The following is a 1,042-nucleotide window of genomic DNA, read 5'->3' on the forward strand; positions in this document are numbered from 1 at the left end:
AAGACCAACCGTGAAGGAACCGATTTCTGGGTGTTAAAGCTCGATGAGTCGGGTGAGATCGAATGGCAACAAACGTATAACTATGGCAAAGCCGATATCTTAACCTCACTGGTAGAGAACAAAGACGGTACGTTTATCATTGGCGGTTACGCCCAGAGTGAAGCGGACAAAAGCGGACAAAAAACACCTGTTAAAACCATTAGGAAAGACAAAGAAGGGATCAACGATTATATTGCTTTAAAGATCAAGCCTAACGGAGAGGAGCTTTGGAGTCAAACGGTAGGAAGCAAAGGCGATGAAGTGATGAAACGCTTGCTGGAAACCCGCGATGGAGGTTATCTTTTGGCAGGGACCTCAAACGGCACTGCCTCAAAAGACAAAAAGACAGCCAAAGGCGGTAATGACTTTTGGGTGGTAAAGCTCAAAGACAAGGACAAGGAAGAGAAAGCCCGCATTGACCTGGAAGCGGTACCGAACCCGACGGAATATTTTACCAATGTAATTGTAAGCTTTGACTACAGCAAAGGAACAGCGACTTTATACGATTTGAGCGGAAGAACAATCAGCCGTACGGAGATCAAAGGCGAAAAAACGATACCGGTAGATTTGACCAACCTACCAACCGGAATCTACGTAGTAGAAATAAAAACAGATACCGAAACCGGGCACCTGATGCTTTGTATAACGGAAACATCTCGGCTACGTATTGGCGAACGGCAAATGATAACGTCCTGCGAAAATACAACTATTCGTATGACGACTTAAACCGATTGACCAATGCAGATTATCTTAAACCGGAAGCGACAGCCGTTTTTAACAACTACAAAGAACAAGTAAGTTACGATAAGAACGGTAACATAAAAACCTTGGTTCGAAACGGAGACCGCGATACCGACGGCACCCAGTCAGAACAGGAAATAGACAACCTGACCTATACGTATTCGAATAACGATACCGGTAACCAATTGTTAAAAGTATTCGACAGTACCAATATGCCATCGGGTTTCAAGGATGATAGTAACGGGATATATGATCCGGATGA

At 44.1% G+C, this 1,042-nt stretch carries 2 protein-coding genes; both read left to right on the forward strand.

All coding sequences use genetic code 11. From position 1 onward, the window contains the following. Nucleotides 1-765: T9SS type A sorting domain-containing protein (locus NHF50_RS03470; RefSeq protein ID WP_252775071.1), on the forward strand; the 765-nt coding region annotated here is incomplete at its 5' end. 5 nt (nucleotides 766-770) lie between these two features. Continuing rightward, a partial coding sequence (locus NHF50_RS03475; protein WP_252775072.1) for a hypothetical protein occupies nucleotides 771-1,042 on the forward strand: 272 nt, incomplete at its 3' end.

Origin of the sequence: Flavobacterium sp. NRK F10, assembly GCF_024054235.1 — a bacterium.
Lineage (GTDB): Bacteria > Bacteroidota > Bacteroidia > Flavobacteriales > Flavobacteriaceae > Flavobacterium > Flavobacterium sediminis.